Origin of the sequence: Gottfriedia luciferensis, assembly GCF_001712755.1 — a bacterium.
Taxonomy (GTDB): Bacteria; Bacillota; Bacilli; order Bacillales; family Bacillaceae_G; genus Gottfriedia; species Gottfriedia luciferensis_B.
Window position 1 is genome coordinate 156,591 of sequence record NZ_MDKC01000032.1, and the last position, 22,734, is coordinate 179,324.

Annotated in this window: 21 protein-coding genes; 5 read left to right on the forward strand and 16 right to left on the reverse strand. The window is 32.6% G+C overall.

Annotation, left to right across the window (positions count from 1 at the left end; all coding sequences use genetic code 11):
* Positions 1-717 precede the first annotated feature (717 nt).
* Positions 718-1,479: a TSUP family transporter gene (locus BED47_RS15745; protein WP_439097788.1), complete on the reverse strand. Its 762-nt coding sequence runs from the start codon at positions 1,477-1,479 to the stop codon at positions 718-720.
* Between the two features lie 108 nt (positions 1,480-1,587).
* Between BED47_RS15745 and BED47_RS15750 the strand changes: the two genes are divergently transcribed.
* On the forward strand, positions 1,588-2,370 hold the full coding sequence (locus BED47_RS15750; protein ID WP_069034443.1) for a TrmB family transcriptional regulator: 783 nt from the start codon (positions 1,588-1,590) through the stop codon (positions 2,368-2,370).
* A gap of 180 nt (positions 2,371-2,550) precedes the next feature.
* Here BED47_RS15750 and BED47_RS15755 read toward each other — a convergent pair whose 3' ends face one another.
* From BED47_RS15755 to BED47_RS15785, 7 genes are all read right to left on the reverse strand, one after another.
* Positions 2,551-3,927, reverse strand: a complete 1,377-nt coding sequence (locus BED47_RS15755) for an MATE family efflux transporter (protein ID WP_069034444.1) — start codon at positions 3,925-3,927, stop codon at positions 2,551-2,553.
* Between the two features lie 128 nt (positions 3,928-4,055).
* A complete protein-coding gene (locus BED47_RS15760; protein ID WP_084006951.1) occupies positions 4,056-4,475 on the reverse strand; it encodes a MarR family winged helix-turn-helix transcriptional regulator in 420 nt (139 codons plus the stop codon).
* Positions 4,476-5,018: 543 nt separating this feature from the next.
* Complete coding sequence (locus tag BED47_RS15765; RefSeq protein ID WP_069034445.1) at positions 5,019-6,365, reverse strand: GntP family permease; 1,347 nt, start codon at positions 6,363-6,365, stop codon at positions 5,019-5,021.
* Between the two features lie 19 nt (positions 6,366-6,384).
* Positions 6,385-7,929 carry a gluconokinase gene (gntK, locus tag BED47_RS15770; protein WP_069034446.1) on the reverse strand — a complete coding sequence of 515 codons (1,545 nt, stop codon included), beginning with the start codon at positions 7,927-7,929 and terminating at the stop codon, positions 6,385-6,387.
* Positions 7,929-8,654 (reverse strand): GntR family transcriptional regulator, encoded by a 726-nt coding sequence (locus BED47_RS15775; protein WP_069034447.1) that lies wholly within the window; start codon positions 8,652-8,654, stop codon positions 7,929-7,931. The genes gntK and BED47_RS15775 overlap by 1 nt, the downstream gene beginning before the upstream one ends.
* Positions 8,655-9,357: 703 nt before the next feature.
* The gene (locus tag BED47_RS15780; protein WP_069034448.1) at positions 9,358-10,833 is read right to left on the reverse strand and encodes a DNA recombination protein RmuC; all 1,476 of its coding nucleotides are present in this window, start codon (positions 10,831-10,833) and stop codon (positions 9,358-9,360) included.
* 351 nt (positions 10,834-11,184) lie between these two features.
* Positions 11,185-12,897, reverse strand: a complete 1,713-nt coding sequence (locus BED47_RS15785) for a S53 family peptidase (protein WP_069034449.1) — start codon at positions 12,895-12,897, stop codon at positions 11,185-11,187.
* A gap of 608 nt (positions 12,898-13,505) precedes the next feature.
* Between BED47_RS15785 and BED47_RS15790 the strand changes: the two genes are divergently transcribed.
* On the forward strand, positions 13,506-13,760 hold the full coding sequence (locus BED47_RS15790; RefSeq protein ID WP_069034450.1) for a hypothetical protein: 255 nt from the start codon (positions 13,506-13,508) through the stop codon (positions 13,758-13,760).
* Between the two features lie 551 nt (positions 13,761-14,311).
* Here BED47_RS15790 and BED47_RS15795 read toward each other — a convergent pair.
* The gene (locus BED47_RS15795; RefSeq protein WP_069034451.1) at positions 14,312-17,065 is read right to left on the reverse strand and encodes a dynamin family protein; all 2,754 of its coding nucleotides are present in this window, start codon (positions 17,063-17,065) and stop codon (positions 14,312-14,314) included.
* A 203-nt stretch (positions 17,066-17,268) separates the two neighbouring features.
* Here BED47_RS15795 and BED47_RS15800 point away from each other — a divergent pair, with 203 nt between their 5' ends.
* Positions 17,269-17,733 carry a hypothetical protein gene (locus BED47_RS15800; RefSeq protein ID WP_069034452.1) on the forward strand — a complete coding sequence of 155 codons (465 nt, stop codon included), beginning with the start codon at positions 17,269-17,271 and terminating at the stop codon, positions 17,731-17,733.
* 59 nt (positions 17,734-17,792) lie between these two features.
* Here the strand turns inward: BED47_RS15800 and BED47_RS23455 are convergent, their stop codons facing one another.
* A complete protein-coding gene (locus BED47_RS23455) occupies positions 17,793-17,936 on the reverse strand; it encodes an imidazoleglycerol-phosphate dehydratase (RefSeq protein WP_097978661.1) in 144 nt (47 codons plus the stop codon).
* Between the two features lie 102 nt (positions 17,937-18,038).
* Between BED47_RS23455 and BED47_RS24425 the strand changes: the two genes are divergently transcribed.
* Both BED47_RS24425 and BED47_RS15805 read left to right on the forward strand, forming a co-directional pair.
* Positions 18,039-18,173 (forward strand): hypothetical protein, encoded by a 135-nt coding sequence (locus tag BED47_RS24425; RefSeq protein WP_286131686.1) that lies wholly within the window; start codon positions 18,039-18,041, stop codon positions 18,171-18,173.
* 89 nt (positions 18,174-18,262) lie between these two features.
* Positions 18,263-18,445 carry a hypothetical protein gene (locus BED47_RS15805; protein ID WP_069034453.1) on the forward strand — a complete coding sequence of 61 codons (183 nt, stop codon included), beginning with the start codon at positions 18,263-18,265 and terminating at the stop codon, positions 18,443-18,445.
* 32 nt (positions 18,446-18,477) lie between these two features.
* On the opposite strand, the gene BED47_RS15810 is transcribed toward BED47_RS15805, so the two are convergent.
* The 6 genes from BED47_RS15810 to hisIE form a co-directional block, all read right to left on the reverse strand.
* Positions 18,478-19,053, reverse strand: coding sequence for a GNAT family N-acetyltransferase (locus BED47_RS15810; protein ID WP_069034454.1), 576 nt, complete (start codon positions 19,051-19,053; stop codon positions 18,478-18,480).
* A 175-nt stretch (positions 19,054-19,228) separates the two neighbouring features.
* On the reverse strand, positions 19,229-19,780 hold the full coding sequence (locus tag BED47_RS15815; protein ID WP_069034455.1) for a GNAT family N-acetyltransferase: 552 nt from the start codon (positions 19,778-19,780) through the stop codon (positions 19,229-19,231).
* A 74-nt stretch (positions 19,781-19,854) separates the two neighbouring features.
* Positions 19,855-20,310, reverse strand: a complete 456-nt coding sequence (locus tag BED47_RS15820; RefSeq protein WP_091022300.1) for a DinB family protein — start codon at positions 20,308-20,310, stop codon at positions 19,855-19,857.
* Between the two features lie 258 nt (positions 20,311-20,568).
* Positions 20,569-20,760: a hypothetical protein gene (locus BED47_RS15825; protein ID WP_069034457.1), complete on the reverse strand. Its 192-nt coding sequence runs from the start codon at positions 20,758-20,760 to the stop codon at positions 20,569-20,571.
* 494 nt (positions 20,761-21,254) lie between these two features.
* Positions 21,255-22,085 (reverse strand): histidinol-phosphatase HisJ, encoded by an 831-nt coding sequence (hisJ, locus tag BED47_RS15830; protein ID WP_069034458.1) that lies wholly within the window; start codon positions 22,083-22,085, stop codon positions 21,255-21,257.
* On the reverse strand, positions 22,082-22,729 hold the full coding sequence (hisIE, locus tag BED47_RS15835) for a bifunctional phosphoribosyl-AMP cyclohydrolase/phosphoribosyl-ATP diphosphatase HisIE (protein ID WP_069034459.1): 648 nt from the start codon (positions 22,727-22,729) through the stop codon (positions 22,082-22,084). The genes hisJ and hisIE overlap by 4 nt, the downstream gene beginning before the upstream one ends.
* Between the last annotated feature and the right edge of the window lie 5 nt (positions 22,730-22,734).

Sequence of the window (22,734 nt, forward strand, 5' to 3'; positions counted from 1 at the left end):
TCAATAAAATTTATTATAATAAGATATTGTTTCTTCGCATATTTATATTTTGTCACAAATTTTTCAAATCTATAAAACCCAATTCGATTGATTCTCTTTAGATTTGTTGTTATAGGACAGTTAAGTTTTGATTTCGTCACAAAAAAAACACCCCAGTTGATAAACTGGGGTGCTTTCACTCTTTTGAAAAACAACATTGTCAATTAAATTACCAAATTTTCGTAAAGGGAGGTTAGTGAGGTTGATTTCCACTACAGGACTCGCTTTCCATGGGGCGAGATTCTTTAGCCTCCTCGGCAAGCCTGCGGGGTCTCAGCCTTCCCGCATATCCCATAGGAGTCGAGCACTATCCGCTCCAATCAACTTATTCATAAAAAAAATGGTTACACTAAAAACCTAATTTAATATCCTTTACTTAAAGTAGCGTAACAGATTGTTAAACAGTTTATAGGTCAATTACGATTGAACATCAACGTATTTTATAAATTTAAAACTTGTATTCTAAAAAGACTCTTATTATTTTTTACTAAGAATAAACATTCTAGAGTTTGTTGATCTTATAAAACCGTTCAAACAAGTTAATACATTCTGTAAGCACTCCTGTCGATAAATTGGAGTGCTTTTTAGAATCCAGTCCAATTCTCCTACTTTTAAAGCTATAAATGGTTATTTCTACATCCACTTTCTTACCTTAAAGGGAGATCAGTATTTTAAAAGTTATTGGATATAATCATATATATTCTTCACTAATAGTAAGCAGGTTACTGCAATAAAAAGAGCACGTACATAACCACTTCCTTTTTTTATCGCAAATTTCGATCCACATATCGCACCAGCAATTTGTGCTATTCCCATTATTATTCCATAAGTGTAGTTTACTTGTCCTAAAAACATAAACATTAACAATCCAGCAATATTACTACTAAAGTTTAAAAATTTTGCATTGCCTGCAGACTTTAAAAAATCAAACCCAATCATCAAAAAAGCAAAAATTAAAAATGATCCTGTTCCAGGTCCAATGAACCCATCATAGAAACCAATCGCAAATATTGTAACTAAAAAAATAATGAATTGATAATTGGATAATTTTTTTTGTGTTGAAATGCTGCCCCAATCTTTCTTGAAAATAGTAAAAATTGCTACTGCTCCGAGCATAATTAACATCAATGGCTTAAGCATTTCAGGGTTTAGCAAATGTACAGTGTATGCACCCAATAATGAGCCAACAAATGAAAGCGGAAAAAATTTAAGCACTGATTTTAAGTCGATTTTACCAGAACGATAAAACATTAATGTACTTGTTAGAGAGCCAATTGTCGCTGCTAATTTATTGGTAGCTACTGCCGCGGCAGGGTTAAGTCCAGTGAATAATAATGCAGGTAGTGTAATTAACCCTCCACCCCCAACAACAGAATCAATGAATGAAGCTAAAAATCCAAAACAAATTAAAATAATTAATAAAGATGAGTCTAGATGCATTTCTATCAACCTTTCAGTATAGTCACTACTGAAATAGTAACTAACAAATTGCTATCTGTAAATAGATATTGTAAATTTATTACATAAACAAAAATAGGAGTGCGAAAAATGGAAGATCTAGTGCAACAGTTAAAAAAATTAGGTTTTAACGAATATGAAGCTAAATCTTATGTATCACTCGTTAAACAAGGTCCTGTAACAGCTTATCAAGTTAGCAAGGACTCCGGTATACCAAGAGCACGTATTTATGATGTGTTAGGTAATCTTGTTGAAAAAGGTATTGTCTTGAAAGAGGAAATAAATGACACGGCACGATATTCCCCCCTGCCCGTTGATATCTTTTTACAGAAGGCCCAAACAGAGTGGCAATCAACTTATTCAGTTATAAGTGACTCTTTAAAGGATCTAGAATCATTTGGTGAAAAAGTGGACAACCGTGTCATTACTTTAAAGGACTATAAAACGATTATTAACTATTGTGAGACGTTGATTAAAAAAGCAGAAAAACGGATTGTAATATCAATGTGGGACGAAATGTATGAGGTTTTGAAAAAGGAACTGGTTCATGCGACTGAAAAAGCAACCATACAAGGAATTACGCTACATGTCGAAAATCCAATTGGAAAACTAGAAAGTCATCGCATAACACCATTTACTGAGACTAAGTCTACAGATCATTGGTTTATTTTGTCGATTGATTCTAAAGAGATGATTTATGGACCATCAATTGAGGATCGTAGTATTGCTTTTTATACAAATGATCCAGTTCATATTTACTTATTAGAGGATTATATATGGCACGATGTGCTAGTGAATAGACTTGTTCGACGTAGCAAAGACGATTTAGAGCAATGGATTACTTCTGAGCGAAGCGCCTTTTTCATGGAATAATAATAAGCAAATTTAAAGAACAAAAAAAATAAAGCATAAGGACCTTAAGGAACTTATGCTTTATTTCCAGTCTAATGTCTGTTTCACACATTTTAGTTAATAACTTTTTTCATAGTTTGTATTTAATATTATAATTTGTAATACTGAAAATTCCTTCGAGTTTATTTGATTAAAAACTGGTTATTGATGAGCTAGGCTGCTATCTGGCATTATCTTAAGTTTTCTTAAGTAAGGAATCATTAGAACAGCACCCATAAAGAACGTTATCCCCTCCGTAAGTGTTAAAGACCAAATTATGCCACTTAATCCATAAAAATGATGCAAGATGATGATAACTGGAATGAAAAGAACTCCTTGTGTAATTGACATGATTCCTGTTGCAAGTCCTTCACCGGACGCTTGGAAAATACTAGTGAATAAACCTATGAATCCGTTAAAAACAGATGAAATGAGTTGAGCTGTTAAGATTAGTGCTCCAATACTTAGCACGGCTGAATCGCTTGTAAATAAACCGAGTACTTGATCTTTAAGAATATATACAATTCCACCAAATACAATTGAGATTCCACCAATCCATAATGTTAACTCTTTTAAAGTTTCATATAGACGTGGTTTATTTTTCCTACCAAAATTATAAGCAATTAAAGAAATAGCCCCTATAAATAAGCCCATCGTTATAAACTCTGGGAGTTGTGCAATCCTTACTGCAATTCCAAAGCTTGCTACAACATGCTCGCCGTATTCAATGGAATAGTTGTTTAATAATAAGGTTGTAATAATCATAAATGACATTTTAAATAGCTCAGGAACACCGACTTTATAGATTTCTAATTGATCGTTTTTTGATACTTTCCAATTCTTTAAGAAACCTCTTAATGTTTCACTTTTTCTGTTTAAAAACCAAACGTAATAGATGCTTGCCGCGATATTTGCTAAAACCATCGAAAGTGCAGCCCCCATTACATGAAGGTTTAAAACTAAAATGAATAACACATCAAATATGATGCTAAAAATAACACTAATGAACATGCCATACATAGATTCTTTTGCTGCACCTTCAGAACGCACAATTTGTTCTAATGCAAAGTTCAATATAAATGCAAAGCCACCAATAAAAAGCGTGATTGTATATTGTTTTGTATAAAGCAATGTTGTGGCGTCCGCTCCCAACAAATGAACAATTGGATTAACAAATAATAAGGCAATTACTGCAATAATCAATCCACACATAATGCTCATATAAAAAGCATATCCAGCTACTGATTTCCCTTTCTGAAGATTCCCTTCACCTAAAAGACGAGTAACAAAAGTTCCAGCACCAACCCCAAATACATTCCCAATCGCCATTAGTACTGTAAAGATCGGTAATCCTAATGTAATCGCGCTTAACATCGCAGTATCATGAACTAAACCGATAAAAAATACGTTTATTAAGTTATAAATTGTACCAGCAGAAATCCCAATCATCATTGGGATACATAAACGAGCTAACGCTTTACGTATCGGTGCATCTTTTAAATAATAAATATTTGATTGATCTATTTCAAATTCTTCCATTATATTCCATCCTCCCGAATCTTATCTTTTTATTTTTTTATAATTATAATTTTTGAATATATATACTTAGAATTCTAACTTTTAGATTTCTAAGTTTATATCGATACGACCGTAATGGCCGTAGTCACTCAAAGGTTTGAATCAATTTTTTTCAATAGGCGTAAAAATTCATTTTTTTCTTCTTCAGTCAATGACTCTGTTAATCGAGATTCCATTGCCAAAAACATATCATCAATCTGATTAACGATTTCTTTACCTTTATCTAATACGAAAATTTGCTTCTGACGTTCGTTATCAGCTTGAATTTTTCTACCAATGTATCCATTCTTCTCAAGTCCTTGAAGCATACTGGTTATACTTGCACCTCTTCGATTAAATGCATCTGCTAAATCCTTTTGAATTAAACCTCGATCCTGATGCTCAGCAATATAACTGATCATCCTACCTTGTTGTGGATTTACTTCAAGTTCTTTCGTACGATACGACAATTGATCCCGTACCTTATGCATAATAGTACTTAGAAGTCTCGTATAAGGTGTATCAATCAAATCGTTCACCTCCGAATAATTAGAATTCTAACTGTCTGAAACCAATATAACTCGGTGGGAGTTCTATGTCAACGAAAAAAAGATAGAATTCTAACAATTAGACTTTAAACTTTTAGGAATATATGATACTTCAAATTGAATCGTTTTTTAAGCCCTCTCTAAATTTTTTTATGTCATTTGTCCTGCACTTTTTCTAGTCCAAAATTATCAACTAAAGAAAGAACAATTATTATGTATTTCTTTAAATATAGGTCTGATTAACCAAAACAACCTTATGAACTAAGTCTCAAACCAGTAACCTTGAAGAACTACATCTCTCAATTAGCAAAGGGCAACATTACCCAATAGACGATCACGTAGAAATTATCACGTTCTTCCTTGAATGTCGATTGGTTCTCAAACACTGAACTATAATAAAAGAAAGAGCAGTATACCACTACTATAATACGTAAACGTTTCTAAGTATTATAATGAGGATACTGCCCTTTATGATTAATTAACCTTCAGTAAGTGAAAAGTAATACATCCTGCTGGTTTTTTCCATTATACGAATAAACTTAGTAAAAGAATAAAGAACAGTCCGCAAACGGAAATAATTGTTTCTAGTAATGTCCAAGTTAAGAACGTTTCTTTCATACTTAATCCAAAATATTCCTTAAACATCCAGAACCCTGCGTCATTAACGTGTGAAGCGATTAAGCTACCAGCTCCAGTTGCTAGAACGACTAAAGCTAAGTTAGCATCAGAATGACCTAACATTGGAATAACTAAACCAGAAGTAGTTAAAGCTGCAACAGTAGCAGAACCTAATGAAATTCGTAGGATCGCTGCAATAATCCAAGCAAGTAAAATCGGTGACATTGAAGTACCTTTGAATAACTCAGCTACATAATCACCAACACCGCCATCAATTAACACTTGTTTGAAGGCACCGCCACCTCCGATGATTAAGAGCATCATCCCAATATGTGTAATTGCAGTTGTACATGAGTTCATAACTTCTTTAATTGGTATTTTTCTAGCCAATCCCATTGTATAAATCGCCACTAATAGTGAAATAACCATTGCAGTACCAGCATTACCAATAAAGCGAATCGCTACTAATAGGCTATTATCATCAAATCCAATTGTTTTTTGTAACAAATTAACAATTGTTGCAAATGACATTAAAATAACAGGAAGTAAAGCTGTAAAAACACTGATTCCAAAACCAGGAGTTTCTTCAAGTTTAAATGTTTTTTGTTCACCTAAAGATGCAATATTACCCGTTTTTGTGAACGAGGCTGGTACTAGCTTTTTAGCAAGCTTTGTAAATAAAGGACCTGCGATAAAAACAGTTGGTAAGGCAATAATAAAACCGTAAAGTAATACTTCACCTATATTTGCATGATATTCACCAGCGATTACAGTCGGACCTGGATGTGGCGGTAAGAAACCATGTGTAACAGATAAAGCAGCTGCCATTGGAATACCTAAATATAAAATAGAAACTTTTAATTGTTTAGATATGGCAAATACAATCGGAATTAATAATACTAATCCTACTTCGAAGAATAGAGCGACTCCGATAATGAATGAAGCAGCAACAACTGCCCATTGAATGTTCTTTTCACCGAATTTGTTAACAAGCGTCATCGCAATACGTTGAGCTCCACCAGAATCTGCGATCAACTTACCAAGCATTGCACCAAGTCCGAAGATTAATGCTAAATGACCAAGTGTTCCGCCTAACCCAGCTTCAATCGTTGTACCAATATTGTCTGGTTTCATTCCAAGTGCTAAAGCAACTCCAAATGAAACTATAATTAATGAAAGGAAAGTATTTAATTTTAACTTCATAATTAAAACAAGTAATGCGATTATTCCGATTGCTACTATAACTAGTGGCATGGAAATCCCCCCCGAATATCTATTTATTTTTAATAATTAATCCTCTTTGATAATTAGCAATCCGCTGATAATCTTTTTCTAATACTCTCGATAGGCTAATAAAGATTGGCAATAATTCTCGATATTCTCTTACTGCATCTTCATTAGGAGTATGTTTGTGCGTATTACCGACCATTTCAGATACTACTTCAAAGGATTCTATTTTTCCTGTTGCATAAAGACCTAAAATACAAGCACCAAGACATGAACTTTCATAGCTTTCTGGTACGACTACATCTAAATCAAAAATATCAGACATCATCTGACGCCATACATTTGATCTTGCGAACCCACCAGTTGCTTGGATTTTAGATACTGGTCCATCCATACATTCAACTAGAGCTAGAAAAACAGTGTATAAGTTGTATATAACTCCTTCTAGTGCAGAGCGAATCATATGCTCCTTCTTATGTGCCATCGTTAATCCGAAAAAGGATCCTCGAACATCAGGGTTCCATAATGGTGCACGTTCACCAGCTAAATAAGGATGGAATAACAAGCCATCTGCTCCTGGTTTTACTCCTTCGGCAATCTTTGTTAATACTTCATATGGATCAATACCTAATCTTTTTGCAGTTTCAACTTCCGAAGCCGCAAATTCATCACGAATCCAACGAAATACCATTCCGCCATTGTTTACTGGTCCACCGATGACCCAGTGTTTTTCTGTTAATGCGTAGCAAAATATTCGTCCTTTTTCGTCAGTTTGCGGTTGGTCAATGATCGTTCGAATTGCCCCACTTGTCCCAATTGTGACTGCAATTTCTCCTTTTCGAATCGCATTCACACCAAGATTTGAAAGTACGCCATCACTTGCGCCAACTACAAAAGGAGTTTGTGGATCAATTCCCATTTGTCTTGCTAACTCAGGATTACAGTTTGTAAAAATCTCCGTAGTAGGTACTAGTCTTGATAGTTGATCAGTTGTAATTCCTGCTACTTGTAACGCTCCTTCATCCCAATCTAATGTTTTAAGATTCATCATACCCATGGCTGAAGCAATCGAATGATCCACAACATATTGATCAAAGAATTTTTTAAATACATATTCTTTAATTCCAATATATTTTTTCGCTTTTTGTGCGATCTCTGGTCGTTCATTAACAATCCATGTTATCTTGCTTAAAGGTGACATTGGATGGATAGGAGTTCCTGTTCGTTTGTATATTTCGTGACCATTTAATTCATCTTTAATTTTATGAGTCCAAGACTCACTTCGATTATCTGCCCATGTAATACAAGGCGTTAATGGTTGATCATTTTCATCCATAACAATTAGGCTATGCATTGCACTACTAAAAGAAATAAATAATATCTCTTTTTGAGGATGTTGTTTCATTATTTTAGAAATTGCTTGTACTAAAGCTGTAAAGATCTCTTCTGGGTCTTGTTCAGCTGTTGAAATATCAGGTGTATAGAGTGGGTATCCGATATTCTCTTGCTGAACGACTTCACCTGTTTCAGTAAATAAAACGGCTTTTGTGCTTGTGGTACCGATGTCTAACCCTAACATATAGTTTGTCATTATTCTTGTTCTACTCCTTTTGAAAACATTTGTTGAGATCTCCAAAGATCCTCTACTTTTCCTTGAACATCATCAAAGTTTTGATGTAATGATTGAATCATAAGGTCTCTATTCTTCGTACTAATTGCATCAATATATAACTGATGATTTTCGACTATTCGTTGAAAGTCTTCGTATTTTTCCTTAAACCGTACTCGCATTGATAAAAGTATAAACGCTTCCATAACTGGTTTTGCATTATTCCAGATCATCAAAATGTAAGAATGATCAATCGCTCGAATAATCGTTTCATGGAATAATACATCTTGAAATGAAAACTCATCTGCATCTTGATATTTAATAGCAATTTTCATCATTTCAAGAATTTTACTTAGTTCCATAACCAATTCTTTCGTGTCTAATTTTACCAATCGCTCAAATACAAATGTTTCAATTAGTAAGCGCACATCATATATTTCTTCTATTTCTTTTTCAGTTAATCCAATAACAACTGCACCCATTCTTTCTAAACGAATTAGATTTTCAGATGCTAAAGTTTTCAATGCCTCTCTAATAGGAGAACGACTTACATTAAAATCGGCAGCCAATTTATTTTCTGATAACTTGGTACCGCTTTCAATTAGTCCAGAAATTATCTGCATCCTTAATTCATATGTTACACGATCACCAGCTGAAGCTTTTGATAGCCATTTTTCCGGATAAAGATATTTCTTTAATTCTGACATAAGTTCACCTTCAATTCCATACGAGTATACTTGTATACAAGTATTATAAGAACATAATTAAAAAAATGCAAGCGCTTTTAATTCAAATTGCTCCACTATGTAATAGATTTTGATTATCATGAACAATTTATTACAACTAGTTTGTTTAATACGACCCTTCCGCCAATTAAGAATTCCTTGTAATTATTTGTTACTATTCACCGTTTAGGATTCCTATAACATCAATAGATTAGAGCAATAGAAATGACTTTGTGATGCTAATCGTTTAATTACTCCCTTTATTGAAATCGCTGAAAGAGTAGCACCTGAAATCGCATTTGGTATTTACCTTCAGATTTTCGGAGATCTTAGGAGAGGTGTAGTCGTTAATTTAACTCGGTCTAGTTTAAGTGCTAAAGTAGATTTTGCCAGTCAACGAAATTTTTTCTTGAGATTAATAAATAATTCTAATTAATCCAACAAACTTATTTTTTACCTAAAGTATTATGAAACCTGAATTCCAAAGTGGTAGGGTATAGCTAAATGGGCTAATCAATTTAATTTGGAGCTGAAAAGAGACTATCGTCATTCTCCTTTTAAATAACAAAATATAAAAAGCATTCATTTTGCTCAATCTTTTAAAAACCTTCAATTTATCTATATACAATTCAAACAAAAAACAGGAATGAATATTCATCCCTGTTTATAGTAATACCTTCTTCTATTAAGAAGGTATTACTTCATCTATTAAGAAAGTATTACTTACCGGTACTTCTTCTACTTTAGTTAACTTACGTTCAATATTTCTTGATTTTCTACTAGCTTCTTCTAGTTTATTTGTAGCTTCCTGCATCTTTTTATGAGTTTTATCTAATAAGTCTCCAAATTTACCAAATTCTGTTTTTACCATTCCTAACAATTTCCAAACTTCACTTGAGCGTTTTTCAATTGCTAATGTTCTAAAACCTACTTGTAAAGCATTTAATAATGCTGTCAAGGTAGTTGGTCCACTTAACACTATTCGGTACTCTCTTTGTAGTAATTCAACTAATCCTGGTATTCTTAAAACTTCTGCATATAACCCTTCTGTTCCTAAGAACATAATCGCAAAATCAGTCGTGAATGGTGGTTCCACATATTTTTCACTAATCTTCCTAGCTTCATTTTTAATGTTATTTTCAAGTTGTTTACGGTAAATCACAACTTTTTCTTGGTTCGCTTCATCGTATGCTTGCAGTAAATTTTCATAATCAGATAATGGGAATTTCGAATCAATCGGCAAATAGATTGTCTTTTCTTCTTCTGATTTAGCTGGTATTTTAATCGCAAACTCAACTCTATCTTTACTCTTAGGTTTTGTGATAACGTTTACATCATATTGTTCTGCAGTTAACATTTGTTCTAGAATGTTATGAAGCTGAACCTCACCCCAAGACCCTCTAGTTTTTACATTACCTAATACTCGTTTTAAATCCCCTACTCCATTTGCTAATGTTTGCATCTCTCCTAAGCCACGTTGTACCTTTTCAAGATGTTCACTAACCATTTTAAATGAAGCTCCAAGTCTTTTTTCTAAAGTGTCGTGTAATTTCTCATCAACTGTTTTGCGAATCTCTTCTAATCTCTTGTTGTTACTCTCTTGTAATGAATTAATTGTTTTCTCAACATTTTCATTTATCTTCTCTAAGTGAGTGGCATTACTTCTTTGCATCCCTATTATATGTTCATTTATGGTTTGTAAGATTTTTTCAGTTTGGTCAGTTAAATTTTTCGAAGTAGTAACATGATTTTCATGTAATGTCTTAACTGTTTTCTCTTGAAGTTTATTTGTTGTATCATTTATTGTACTTAATTTCTCTTCAGTCGATAGAATTAATTTATTCATAGTATCGACGTGTCTTTGTTGCGATTGCTCTTGTTGCTCCCTTAATCCTTTTATATTTGAACTTGTTTCTTTCATAAATACATTGAAGCTATTTGCTAATTCTTCTCTATTTCCTCTAAGTAAAGTATGCAATTCTGTTTTAGAAGAATTTATTTCTTCTCGGACCTGCTTTATCATCTTATTTCTTTCATTTTCTATCTCTTCTCTGGTTAATCCATCACCACTTTGACCAAAACCTTTTCCAATTTTAGTCATTATAAGTAAAAGGATAATAATTTCTACAATAGCAACGCCTAATATTGCATACAGCAACATAACCCCCCCTTTTTCCTTAATTAAATTTTTTTATATTTCTATTATATTCGACAACTTTTAACATATCTATATTTAGCAATAATTTCACAAAAAGTATTAAGTTAAAGTAATACTAATTTATTTCTGTTTTTATTTATTATCAAATCATCATGTTCTGTTTTAATAAAATAATTAGTTGCCTAATTCCCACATATTTCCTCATGATTTGAGGTATTGCTGTAAAGCTTTTTAACATGTTTACTACACATTTTAAAGTATATTCTTCATTAGACTTGAATTTAAGATTGACTCTTAATTTTTTTCTTTAACAAAAATGACAGCCTCCAATTTGGAGACTGTCGATTTACTACTTTAAAACCCATTTATATCGCGAATTAAATTATACGCATCTGGTGTCCCAATACCTGAAGCCATATCGTAGCCAGAGGTAGCCGGATAGTACAAGTTTGTTCCAGACGTAATATCATGATATGCTGCATATTTTTGAGTTGTATTAAAGACTTGATAAAGAGTTGGATTTGCTTGACCAAGGTTACCCTTGCCATTTGCTTGTGCGAATTGATTATTGAGTGCAGCGATTCCAGCCCATAATGGTGCAGCAGCTGATGTACCACCTACTACATGCCAGGCACCTCCAGTATAGATTGAATATCCAGTGTTAGGGTCAGCAGCTGCCGATACATCTGGAACCTCCCTTTTACCATTCGAATAACTGTTTTGGACACCAGGACCTGATTGGAACGATGGCATTGTATAAACTTTAGATAATCCTCCACCGTCACCTGATTTGCTTGTTTTGTTACTCCAAACCGTTTCTGAACTGTAGGAAGTACCACTTAAATTCAGGTGAGTTCCACCAACGCCAGTTACATACGGGTCATTTGCGGGACTATCAACCTCTAAAGTTCTACCTCCAGAATCGTAGGCACCATTGTCTCCAGACGCAGCAAAAATACTTTGTCCTTGGGCAGCAAATTGTTGGAATATGGTATGTAAACTATTCATGGTCGCACTTGCTTCATGCTGCTCTCCGATCCCCCAGCTGACAGAAATTGATTTTGCTGTATTATCAGAGGCAATTTTTTGATAGGTATCAATTAATCCTTGGGCACTATTTGGCCCTTCGTATACAACCACTTGTGCTTTTGGCGCAATTGCATTGATTACCTCAATATCAAGTTCAACTTCGATTGCACCTTGACCAGCAGCACCACTATAACCATCGATATATACATTTGTTGGTGCAGGGCTTCCTAAGCCATAGTAGTTGTTATAGGTACTAATGTTTGTTGCTTTATATCCGTCCAACTCCATAACTGCTACAGTTTGGCCAGATCCAGTATATCCGGCAGTTGCCAGTGGGTTGATATCGTATGCACCTTTTAATTCAGCCGGTGTATAACCGCCAGCTGGGCCACTGCCCACTTTTGGTGTCACCGCTTTATTCTGTTGGGAGAATTGCATAGATGCACTACTAATTTTCGAATGTGTATAATGTGGTTCATTATTGAGACCTTCAACATCCGTAATCACCCCAGAAAATTCAGCTGGAATGGAAGGAGCTTGATCATTGGCATAATAGGTTTTGCCATTTGAATCTTTATAGTTATTTATAGTTACACCAAAAGTATCCTCCATTTGACCAATGGTGCCACTGACGGTAATAAAGGCGTTATTGGAAGAAACATTTTCGACTTTAAAGCCTTGACTTGTCAAATAGCTTTTAACATTGGCAACAGTAGTATCAGTTGGTCCATATTGATTTTTAAATTCGTTGGGAGTTAAGTATTTCTTGTAGTTGATGGAGTCAGGGTTCTTTAAGCTGGCAATATATTCATCCAGTTTATCGCTGTTTCTTAGCTGAAGGGCAATAGTTACAGTAGCTTTGGAGTTACGGTTTGTGTGACCAGTGGAAGTACCATGATTTGCAGCAGTTGGAGCTACCTGATTAAGTTGTACATGTTTGGAAGCTGCGGCAAAAGTTGGGCCTCCTGGGAAATACATCGATAATGTTAACAATGAAGCAACAGCCGGTACTAATAATTTTCGGTTTCTTTTTTTCATCCTTACACCTCTCCTTAGTTCCTAAATAAGTTCTTACCAACAATCTAGAAATCAAAAGACGATTTGAGGCTACCCGACTACCATGAAATTAATATCTCCAGTTATTCCTTTTGGCTATCGGCTTCGGGTTATGTATCACCTTCTTTCAAAAATACACCTTTCCATTTAGGATATATTTTTGAGTTTGACGTAAAAATTAGAATCTCCTGCAAAATACATTTTTTTTAATTGAATTCTAAAAAATCTTAAATAATCTTAAAGCTTCTAAACTCCCTGATAGTTCAAGAGCAAAAAAAAAGAGTTATTCTAGTAACTCTTTTAAACTTTTTCTAATCTGAATTTTTTAACTTCTCAGCCTGTTGCCTAAATTCTTGGACATTTTTACGTACTTATGAACTCTTTTATCTCAAATTTTTTCACTTTTATTCTTCCATATGAATCCTTTTTGAGTAAGAAATATAGTTCGAATATTCCTAAATAGTTTTAAGTTACCATTCTTTAGAATAGAATTAATTGAAAGATGGCTTCAACTGTTTTTCGTACTGTTTTCCCAATAAGTTTCATTAGTCCATATTGAAGAAACTAAATAATAGAAGGTGATCTATTTTATGAGTCATTTCTTATTAAGTAGACTTGGCAACTGGAAAATACAAATTCATTGCCATCCTGGTATTAGAACAGTTGGGAATGAGCGGGAAGTGCTTTTACTCGATGAAGAACATGAAAAAATTGCACATTTTTCAATTGATACAAAAGGAGCCTTTTTAATACTACAAATCCCTTGGGGTGGATATGTAAAAATTAAAGAAGGCTACCAAACAATCGTTGTACATATTCCGTTTGAAGAAGATGCAGAGGAATAGTTGAAAGGAATACTGGTTTTATAAATAAATGCATTGGTCATATAAAAAGAGTGTGTTTAAATATATTAGATTAAATCTGAAAAGTATGAATTTTCCGTTTGGAATTATCCAAGATCCTCTGATACTCGTTGATTAAATAATGTTTTTTTGCGATTTATAATTGGCCTAATAATGATTTCTCTAAAAAAAATTAATTGAGCCAAAGTGTAAGTCATTTAGATGTTTACCATATTTGTAAATGTAAATTTGCATAGGTAGAATTTGAATTTTAGGTACAGTTTAATAATTAAAGGTAATTCTTTAAAATATTGATTTTTTTAATGTTCTAAAGAATAATTTTTATATTTGAAGAGTTGATTGAAACGAAGGGATGCTCGACTCCTATGGGAGATGCAGGAAGGGTGAGACCCCGCAGGAACGAGGAGGCTCAGCTCATGCCCCATGGAAAGCGAGCATCCCGTAGTGGAAATCAACAAGACATTCTTATTTAATTAACAACTTTTTTTAACAGCATGAAAAAAGAGTGTGCCATTTAGCACACTCTTTCCTTATTATTTACGTAATGTTAAAAACTCTAATTGTCTTAATCTTACTGTGAAGAATGTAATCGGATCGAAGTAAATACTTGGATTAGATTTCATATCTTCTAAAGTTTGATTATAGTTAGAAATTGCTACTCTTGTTTCATCAACTAGTTCATGGATTTGCTCAAATGGAGCATGTAGGAACATTGATAAATCTCTTGGTAAAGTTTTTTCAAACATTTCAAATTGTAGGAAAAACTTCATTGATAATTCTGATGTTACATCATCATAGTTGACATTATCAACATACTTTTGATATTGAGCAACAAGCTTTGATTTATTTTGTGGTAGTAAACCTAATAAGATACCTGAGCTCTTTAAGATAAACTGAGATGGTGAAGAATTTAATAAAATATTCATATCATCTAGTTGAGTCATACTAGTCATTCGATCAGCATCACGGCGCCAGTCATCTAATACTTTAAAATCACATTCAAGATTTAAGTATTCATTTCCAATGTAGTCATTTAAAGAATCACTCATTTCAGATAAGTAGCCTTGAGTACCTTCTAATAAAACACCTGAATCTTTAATCCAGTTTTGAAGAGCTTCATTTAGTTTTGGTAAAGTATTCTCTCTTACATACTCACCAATACGAAGATTCATCTCTTCGTTTAGTGTTTCAAGAATTGTACCGAAATCACTATCTTCTTTGATTAATTCTTTACATTCTTTTAGAAGACCAGGAATACTTAGCTTCAGGTCATATTTTAATTCGTCTTTTAATTCACGATACGAGCTTTTAATTGTATTTAAATGTTCCATTTCTTTATCTTTTAAAGAATGTAATAGACCATTTAATTTGTCATCAAGAACTTCATTCCATTCAACATTAGCACGTAGTTCGTCTTCTTTCTCTACTCGTTTTTCTAATAAGAAATTAATTAATTTGCGAATAGCTAATAATAATTTTTCTGTTTGTTTAGAATTTGCTTCAGTTGAAAGAACGTTATCCTCAATAAATAATTCTAAATCTTTAAATTGATCTTGATTATTATAAATTGAAGAATAAGGTAATACTTTAGCGCTAGGGAAGTCTTGATTAACTTTCGCTTGGATTTCAGCGCGAACTCGATCAATTTCTTCTTTACTATAAATAGAATCCATCTTATTTAAAATAAAGTGAATCGGTAGAGTTGGTAATTCTTTATGAATTTTAACTAGTAACGATCGTTCGTTTTCTGTATAAGGTGCAGTAGCATTTAAAACATAAACAAGACGATCTGCAAGTTTTACAGATTGTAATAATGCTTTTGTATTAACCTGGTTTCCATCAATTCCAGGTGTATCAATAATTGATAGGCGATGCTTTTCTAAAAATGAATTTGGTAATTTATAGTATACTAATTCATCACCTTTTAACAGATTATTTTCAACTGTTGTTAAATCGTAAAAATCTGCAAATTCGGCAAGTTGTGTATTTCCTTCCTTCGAAAATACGATAATATTTGAATCACTATTTTGTTCAAATAATACAGGCATTGTCGTAGAAGAACCCATCATTTTCTCACCTAAAAGTGAGTTAACAAATGAAGATTTACCGTTACCTGATGTACCTGCAACAAGCATTGTTGTATTTTCAAATTGAGTTAATTTACTTGTCCACCACTCAAAACGGTCTCCAACTTCTATTTCATTTAAAGCAGACCATTGTAGGATGTTTTCAAATAATTCTTTGCCAATTTCAAAGCAATCAGGCGTTTTTAATAACTGTTCAAATGCCATTTCTGCGTCAGCAACAATTTGATAATCAATACGGCCTGGGAATAATCGATCCCATGCAAGTGTTGCAGTCGTTGCTAAAACCGCACCTTTTATATCGGTAATACGTAACCAATTTGTTAAAAAGCTTGGCATCATTTCCTCAAGCTGAGCTACAAAATAATCACCTTCAACTAATTCTTCGTATGTCATTGAATAGATTGATGGCAAACGATTCCACTTCACACCTGTTTCAACGTTGATTTGGAATAACATATCATTAAATGTTTGTAACCAATTTACATAAACTGATTGTTCTCTGTAACTATTCCAAAGTGCTTCTACCATTAATTCAAAGTGCTCAAGATCGACTTTAGCCAATGATAGTAACGGTTGCACAAAGTAACTTGGTGCCATTTCTTTTGTTACACCATTTACAATGTATTCTCTTAATACAATAAACCATTTCAAATCTTCTGTTCGAATTGATTCATCTGAAGCTAGAGCTACAGCACTAGTCCAATCGTGATGTTTTTCATAAAATTTACGTGCAATTCTCGTTACATTTGGATAATCAGGATTATATTTTACTGCTTCTTTAATAATACGATCTGCTTCTTCGTATTTCGAAACATCGATATAAAGTGAGAATAAATGTAAGAATATTTCAGATGTCAAAGTACTACTATCTGTTTTAACTTCTTTATATAACTTCTCAGCTGTTTCAAATGCACCGATTTCATAATAAGAATCAGCGATATTTTTCTTTGCCCAATCGCTTAACTGGTTTCCGACTTTTTCCCATTTGAAAACTGCAGATTCAAAATCTTTATTTTCAAAATAAACTTCACCTTGTGCAAATCGAATAGATGAAAGATCCATATCATCATTTTGTTCATTGTAAAGGTCAGCTAGAACTGCAATAGGATGGATATTGTTTTCATTTTCATTTAAATACGATTTATAAAATTGTTTTTTAATAAATTGTTCTTTCACTTTCACTTTAACTTCCACTGTCATGTTCTCACCTACTATGTATAATAAAATCAAATTAAGTCCAAAAATTTGTCAAAAGGAATATGTTAAATTTATACAGCATTATTATTCTACCAAATTAGAGTAGCTGAAATTGTGACAATTCTATGTCATTTTCAAAAGATTTTTGTTATATTTGTTACGTTACATACAAAACATAGGTAAAAGAATATTTTTTTGGAGGCATTATGCTAACTTACGAAGAAAAACTAACAATCATTGAATCATTTCCAGAATTAACTAAAAAGCCAGTCTCACTTGGTCGTACAAATTTTCAATATGAAGAAAGTTTAAAAGAAAAAAAGAATGTTGTTTATCATTTACATCCTAATGGAAACGGCTTTGTATATGCTGAAGGTGTAAAAGGGTACAAAACGAACGAAAAAGGTATGGTAAATATAAGAGAATTTACTGAAGAGGAACTTCGCACAATTCTCACTAAATCAATTGAAAGCCTATCATTCGAGCCAATTTTTGAAGAAGATGAAGAAGTAGAAGAAATCTGGGTTAATGCGAACGGCCAAATCCTTAAACTTGTTTCTGAAATGGACATGTGGAATGTTTACGCAGGAGAAAATCTTGATGGTACATTCAATAGCTACGGTGAAGCTTGTGAATATTTAGATGAAGAAGGATTTAATGTTCAAGACTAAATATAGTTAGAAAAAATATAGAGCTTGGGGAAATCCAAGCTCTTTTTTAATTGGTTATTTTAGTGTAATTCAGTTTGTGATTTACTACCTTTTTTAGAGCGATAGACATTTCCTTTTGTATTATCACCACTAGTAGGTGCTTGTCCATGAAGTTCAGGTGCGTTTTGATTTTTACTTCCTTTGCTGCCATTTTTACTTGTCATTTTGCTTCCTCCTAATACTATTTATCATAAATAGATTCCCATTTTAAATTAAAGATTATTCAAGGAATTTAAGCACATAATAATAAAAAAGGAGGGTTAAACATGGCAAAAGGACATACAAACAAAGGTCCACAGAAAAGTTCTGTCGATCAATTTGGGCATTCAGAGGAATCTGCATATTCGAAGAGTAAAAAAATGGAAGAGTTTCATAAGAAAAATACAGAAAAAGACAGCTAATAGATCGCTTAATTCTTTTAAATGTACTTGCTAATTTTCCTTCAACAAGTCATTATAAAAGTATGATTAAATTGGAGGAAACTAAATTTATGAGCGAAAATAACAATGAACCAAAAAAAGTTAGTCTTCAGGAATTAATGAAACAAAAGTTGGCTAGCAAAAAACAGCAAAATTCTAATCAAAATACTGGAGTAAATGCTGTTAAAGATATGACGAAAAAGAATCAAATTTCTAAAAAGCCAAACAATCAACGCAAACGTATGGGTGTGTAATTAAAAAAACGACTGAGGTTATCAGTCGTTTTTTATATGTCTTCTAAAAGATTTTGATTGCTATTATTTTCTCCAAAAGTTAAAACTTCCTCTACTGGCTGATAAGATTCACCGTAAAAATGTGTATCCCTATATGTATGAATCATATTATATGTTTTTTTCATCGCTTTAAATATCATTTCTTCACCCTCATTATTTGGAGACCAGTATAAAATCTCCATAGGGTTTATTTCTTGAGTTGCTAATGATCGTCTGTTATATCCTATCGACTGAGCATGCTCAAAACCTTCTCTTTTATAAAATCTAAGCCTTTTTTCTGTATCTGTATCTTCATAATTAACTGGTTCAACCTCTAAAATAATTGGTTTGCCTTTCTTCTTTAGCTTATCAAGCAATTTATACCCAAGACCCTGTCCACGGGCATCTTTTGAAACGAACAAGTAATCGATAAATACAAAATCATCTAGTTCCGCATACATTAAAACATGATGTGGACCTTCATCCTTATGGTAAATATCTGATCGCTCTTTCAATAAAGTTTCCATATGTTCCCTTGATTTCATTTCTTCAACTGGAAAATACTGATTTAGTTTTTCATACCAATGCATTGATATTCTCCTTTTCTTACATGCAGTTTATAGCATCACACTAGACAAGTCATTATTTCATTTAACTCATTAATAAATATTTACACAAAAATAATTAGTAAATCCTTTCAAATGAAGTATTTGAAGTATTAATACTTTTCATGCAAAAAAAAAGTTCATTGATATGAAATTAACATTATTTCCTTAAAGAAACCCAATCTTCCGCTAACATTCCATAAACGATGTGATCTACATAATGATCATACAACCATTCAGCTTTCCTGATCCGACCTTCCTGAAAGAATCCTAACCTCTCAGGAATAGCACGACTTTTTGTATTTTCAACAGCAGCACGAATCTCGACCCGATTTAGCAATAGATCTGTTAATGCATAATTAACAAATGCATGACAAGCCTTTGTCATTATACCTGTACCTTCAACCCCCTTTCCTAGCCAATAACCAATACTCGTCGACTTATTTGACCAATCAATTTTATGAAACCCTATTACTCCAACAAGTTTTGAATTTGACCAAATACCAGCTTGGAATCCATTGTTTTCAGTAAATTGTTTCATAGTTGTTTTTATAAAGTTCTCTGTATCCTCAAGTTTTTTATTATATGCTATTAATGGTAACCATTCTTTTAAATGTTCCATTGAATTGATTGTTAATTTGTATAACTCATTTGCATCTTGTAGAGTCAATAACTTTAATTGCAAATTTTCTTCAATTTTATAACTAAACATCAATTTTTCTCCTTTTTAAGAGCTTAGAACTAGATTATAAAAAAGACAGCTTTAAGCTGCCTTAATCGGTTATGTCAACGATGTGATGGCCACGATCCTTGCATTTTTCTTATTTGAATAATTTGTCCGGTATGGTAAGCGTCATGTAGTAATAAATCCATTAGTTTGACTTCAAAGGAATTTTTCATCAATTCCTCATCTGTCATATTACTCAATAACTGTCTTAAACTAAAACTAGTATTCTCCAATCGTTCAATAACTTTTTTCCATTCGTTTTCTTCATTCGATTGTTCTGTAAGAAAAAAGGTTTGGTCACCGTCTAGATTTTGCGTCCATTCTCTACCTTCTAGATTTGCTACAATCCTCTCTTTGTAATAAAGAAGATGATTAACGTTTTCCCAAATTGATTTAGTCGCTTCCCCTGTTGGTCTCCAACCAGCTTGTTCAGCTGTAATTCCTTCAATTGAATTTTTTAGTGGAGCAAACCAACTTTCCTTATCATATGTTTTGTCTAATACGTTTAAAAACATTTCTTTTCGATTCAAAAAAATTTCCTCCTTTTTAAACTCTAATAATTTTAGAAATTACTTCTATAAAGTCTCCTCATAACTAATAAACTGTCATAAAAAAGTAGGACAAATTTTGAACTAAATGATAACGAATAATTCGTACTTGAGGTCACCACTGTTATTTATTCAACAAATGGCTATTTTTACCTTTTATTTTTTTAGCTAAAAATACTTCTATAAAAACAAAAAGGAGTCACAACCATGACTCTCTTAGAAGCATTAACTTACAATGTGAAGTACAAAAATAACTAAAAACACACCAGACAGTACACTAATTTTTTGAAACTTTGTTCGTTTTTCAAACCAGTTCCATCTTTGATTCTCGGAATTAACAAGTCCAAAGTGAAACATCAAATAATCAATCGTACTCATTAATAAAGCCCCTAATACGACCCAAATAATATTTGACATTCAAATTCTCCCTTTATCTAAACTAAATTTAGAAAAAATTACTAATTTTTCTTAATTATACATTATCGTTTGATAGTTGTAATATGGGAGAATTTCACCATTTTAACAAAATTTCTCACTAAACAAAAAGACGACGATAAATTATCAATTTATCGTCAGAGTGTTGGAATAAAACATATACAATATTGAAAATAACATAATCATAACTGCTTCATGAGTAAATAAAATGGCTAAATATTACTTTTAACTTACTCATAACCGCTTCATGAGTAACTACAATGGCTTATTCTTGCTTTTATCTTACTCATAACTGCTTCATGAGTAACTAAAATGGCTTATTTTTGCTTTTAACTTACTTATAACCCCTTCATAAGTAACTAAAATGGCTTATTCTTGCTTTTATCTTACTCATAACTGCTTCATGAGTAACTACAATGGCTAAAATTCTGACAGTTCAGTTTCCCCTTTTTAAGATCTGAATTATCACTTGATCATCAGCAAGATTTTTTACTATTTGAAAAATAAACCTCATATCCTCTTCCAACATCTTTTACACTATGAGAATCAGAACCATACATTAATTCTATGTTTAAGGAATTCGCAATTTCAATGACATGTTTTGGTGGATAGGTTTCACCACAATACTCTTTAAATAATCCTGCAGTATTATAGTCTAAAATATAATTTTTTTCTTTTACTAGATTTAATAGTTCAACTTGTTTATTTAGGATTTTTTCCGTATCATCACAATTCAAAAATTGTTTAAATTTATTACATAAAGTCATATGTCCTATTCTTTTGGGTTTAAACGGACCTAAATCATCAATGATAGACTGTTTTACTAAATCGTAATAAGCAAGTTGAAACGCTTCTGCACTGCCATAGTAATTAACTAAACCAGAAAAGGTATCTTCAGCTTTATAATCTATACAATGCCATCCATTTTTTCCTTCTAGGTAATGAACTGACAAAAGTCCTGTGTCACAATATTTGCCGTATTCTTTTAGGAAATCTTTAAACCATACTGATTCACTCGGTAAATAATCGTATTCAAATCCAATTTTTATACGAATTCGATCCTTATACTGATCTCTTACTTTATACATTTCCTTAATATATTCGTCTACTTCATTTTCAGACATAGCAAGTGAAGCAACAGCGTCATTTGGCTTTAAGCAGTTTTGAAATGATGATGGTACGGGTGTATGTTCCGTGATATGGTATTCATCGAACCCAAGTTCAATCGCTTTTTCGATCATTAATTGTACGTCATCACCACTTCCGTGCGGACAATATTGTGTATGTGTGTGTCCATCAATTTTCAAGATTTTACTTTCTCCTTCCTATTTATTAAGCAATTGTTTATCTCTTCCAATTTTATTCCTTTTTCTACCATTAAAACAATTGTGTGATAGACTAGATCACTAATCTCATAAATTAATTCTTCCGTTCCTTCATTTTTAGCACCAATAATTACTTCGCTCGTCTCTTCACCTACTTTTTTCAATATCTTATCAATGCCTTGATTAAATAAATAGGTAGTATAAGATCCTTCAATTGGATTCTCTTTTCGATCTTGTATCGTTTCATAGAGGTTTGGTAGATAACTTAATGATTCATTTTGAACAATATTTTTTTCTTGCATTAATGTTAATTTTTCGGAAAAACAACTGTAGCTTCCTGTGTGGCAAGCTACTCCTACTTGTTCAACCTGTAGTAAAATTGAGTCTTGGTCACAATCATAAGAAATCGATTTGACATATTGAAGATTCCCCGATGTTTCTCCTTTTTTCCAAATTGATTGGCGACTTCTACTATAAAATGTAGCAAATCCAGTATCGATTGTGAGTTTAATTGATTCATTATTCATATATGCCAACATTAATACTTCTTTCGTATTAATATCTTGCACAATTGCTGGTACTAATCCTTGTTCATTAAAGCGAATTTTTTCGATATCAAAATACATGTTTT